The organism is Mycobacterium sp. (assembly GCF_036488105.1).
GTDB lineage: Bacteria > Actinomycetota > Actinomycetes > Mycobacteriales > Mycobacteriaceae > Mycobacterium.
This window is the reverse complement of sequence record NZ_DASXHW010000420.1, coordinates 1-3,027: the sequence shown is the minus strand read 5'-3', so window position 1 is coordinate 3,027 and position 3,027 is coordinate 1. Positions and strand designations below refer to the sequence as shown.

Sequence of the window (3,027 nt, the reverse complement as noted above, 5' to 3'; positions counted from 1 at the left end):
CCGCAGCTCAAGCTGCACCAGTGTGGTCTGCCCAAGCTGATGGCGCTCGAGCTGTTCAAGCCGTTCGTGATGAAGCGACTCGTGGACCTCAACCACGCGCAGAACATCAAGAGCGCCAAGCGCATGGTCGAGCGTCAGCGTCCGCAGGTGTGGGACGTGCTCGAAGAGGTCATCGCCGAGCACCCGGTGCTGCTGAACCGCGCACCGACTCTGCACCGCCTCGGCATCCAGGCCTTCGAGCCACAGCTGGTGGAGGGCAAGGCTATTCAGCTGCACCCGTTGGTGTGTGAGGCGTTCAACGCCGACTTCGACGGTGACCAGATGGCCGTGCACCTGCCGCTGAGCGCCGAGGCGCAGGCCGAGGCCCGCATCTTGATGCTGTCGAGCAACAACATCCTCTCGCCGGCTTCGGGTCGCCCGCTGGCCATGCCGCGACTGGACATGGTGACCGGGTTGTACTTCCTGACCACCGAGATCGCCGGTGACAAGGGCGAATACCAGCCGGCCGCCAAGGACCGTCCGGAGTCGGGTGTGTACGCCTCACCGTCCGAGGCCATCATGGCGATGGACCGCGGCGCGTTGAGCGTGCGTGCCAAGATCAAGGTGCGGCTGACCCAGCTGCGTCCGCCTGTCGAGATCGAAACCGAACGCTTCGGTCAAAACGGTTGGCGTCCAGGCGATTCCTGGCTCGCCGAAACCACGCTGGGCCGGGTGCTCTTCAACGAGTTGCTCCCGGTGGCGTACCCGTTCGTGGACAAGCAGATGCACAAGAAGGTGCAGGCTGCCATCATCAACGACCTGGCCGAGCGCTACCCGATGATCGTGGTCGCTCAGACCGTCGACAAGCTCAAGGACGCCGGCTTCCACTGGGCCACCCGATCGGGTGTCACCGTCTCGATGGCCGACGTGCTTGTGCCGCCGAACAAGGCCGAGATCCTCGACGCCTACGAAGAGCGCGCCGACAAGGTCGAAAAGCAGTTCCAGCGTGGTGCTTTGAACCACGACGAACGCAACGAGGCCTTGGTGGAGATCTGGAAGGAAGCCACCGACGAGGTTGGTGAGGCGCTGCGGGAGCACTACCCGGCCGACAACCCGATCATCACGATCGTCGACTCGGGTGCCACCGGTAACTTCACCCAGACGCGGACGCTGGCCGGCATGAAGGGTCTGGTGACCAACCCGAAGGGTGAGTTCATCCCGCGGCCGATCAAGTCGTCGTTCCGTGAAGGCCTGACGGTGTTGGAGTACTTCATCAACACCCACGGCGCGCGGAAGGGTCTGGCGGACACCGCATTGCGCACCGCAGACTCGGGTTACCTGACCCGTCGTCTGGTCGACGTGAGCCAGGATGTCATCGTCCGCGAGACCGACTGCGGTACCGAGCGTGGCATCCTCGTCGAGCTGGCCGAGCGTCAGCCCGACGGCACGCTGATCCGTGACCCGCACATCGAAACCTCGGCCTACGCACGGACTTTGGGTACCGACGCGGTCGACGAGAAGGGCAACGTTGTTGTCGCTCGTGGCGAGGATCTGGGTGACCCGCAGATCGAGGCGCTGCTGGCGGCCGGCATCACGCAGGTCAAGGTCCGCTCCGTGCTGACCTGCACCACCGGTACCGGTGTGTGTGCGACCTGCTACGGACGCTCGATGGCCACCGGCAAGCTGGTCGACATCGGTGAAGCCGTGGGTATCGTTGCGGCCCAATCGATTGGTGAGCCCGGCACGCAGCTGACCATGCGTACCTTCCACCAGGGTGGTGTCGGTGAGGACATCACCGGCGGTCTGCCCCGGGTGCAGGAGCTGTTCGAGGCCCGCGTGCCGCGCGGTAAGGCACCGATCGCCGACGTCACCGGACGGGTGCACCTGGAGGACGGCGAGCGCTTCTACAAGATCACCATCGTTCCTGACGATGGTGGCGAGGAAGTGGTCTACGACAAGCTGTCCAAGCGTCAGCGCCTGCGGGTGTTCAAGCACGAGGACGGCTCCGAGCGGCTGCTTTCCGACGGCGACCATGTCGAGGTGGGCCAGCAGCTGATGGAAGGCTCGGCCGACCCGCACGAGGTGCTGCGCGTGCAGGGCCCCCGCGAGGTGCAGATCCACCTGACCAACGAGGTCCAGGAGGTCTACCGCGCCCAGGGTGTGTCGATCCACGACAAGCACATCGAGGTGATCGTCCGGCAGATGCTGCGCCGGGTGACCATCATCGACTCGGGCTCGACGGAGTTCCTGCCCGGCTCGCTGATCGACCGTGCCGAGTTCGAGGCGTCCAACCGCCGGGTTGTGGCCGAGGGCACCGAGCCCGCCGCCGGCCGTCCGGTGCTGATGGGTATCACCAAGGCGTCGCTGGCCACCGACTCGTGGCTGAGCGCGGCGTCGTTCCAGGAGACCACACGCGTGCTGACCGATGCGGCGATCAACTGCCGCAGCGACAAGCTGCAGGGTCTGAAGGAGAACGTGATCATCGGAAAGCTGATCCCGGCCGGTACCGGTATCAACCGGTACCGCAACATCCAGGTGCAGCCGACCGAGGAAGCCCGCGCCGCCGCGTACACGATCCCGTCCTACGAGGATCAGTACTACAGCCCGGACTTCGGCCAGGCGACCGGAGCCGCGGTTCCGCTGGACGACTACGGCTACTCCGACTACCGCTAGTCAACAAAACGAAAAAGCCCCGGGTTCACGCCCGGGGCTTTTTCGTGAGCCTGTCTCCTGCCCTCACTAGACTGGCCGACGTGCTTATCGGTTCACATATCAGCCCGCAGGATCCGCTGGCCACCGCCGCGGCCGAGAATGCCGATGTCGTGCAGATCTGTCTCGGCAACCCGCAGAGCTGGAAGGCGCCCAAACCGCGTGACGACGCCGCGGAACTCAAGGCCGCGGCGCTGCCGATCTACGTGCACGCTCCGTACCTGATCAACGTCGCCTCGGCGAACAACCGAGTGCGGATCCCGTCGCGCAAGATCCTGCAGCAGACCTGTGACGCGGCAGCCGACATCGGCGCCGCTGCGGTCATCGTGCACGGCGGCC

Annotated in this window: 2 protein-coding genes; both read left to right on the top strand. The window is 65.3% G+C overall.

Annotated elements, in window-relative coordinates:
* Positions 1-2,652: DNA-directed RNA polymerase subunit beta' (gene rpoC / locus VGH54_RS22145; RefSeq protein ID WP_331514246.1), on the top strand; the 2,652-nt coding region annotated here is incomplete at its 5' end.
* Positions 2,653-2,732: 80 nt separating this feature from the next.
* Positions 2,733-3,027: TIM barrel protein (locus VGH54_RS22140; RefSeq protein ID WP_331514245.1), on the top strand; the 295-nt coding region annotated here is incomplete at its 3' end.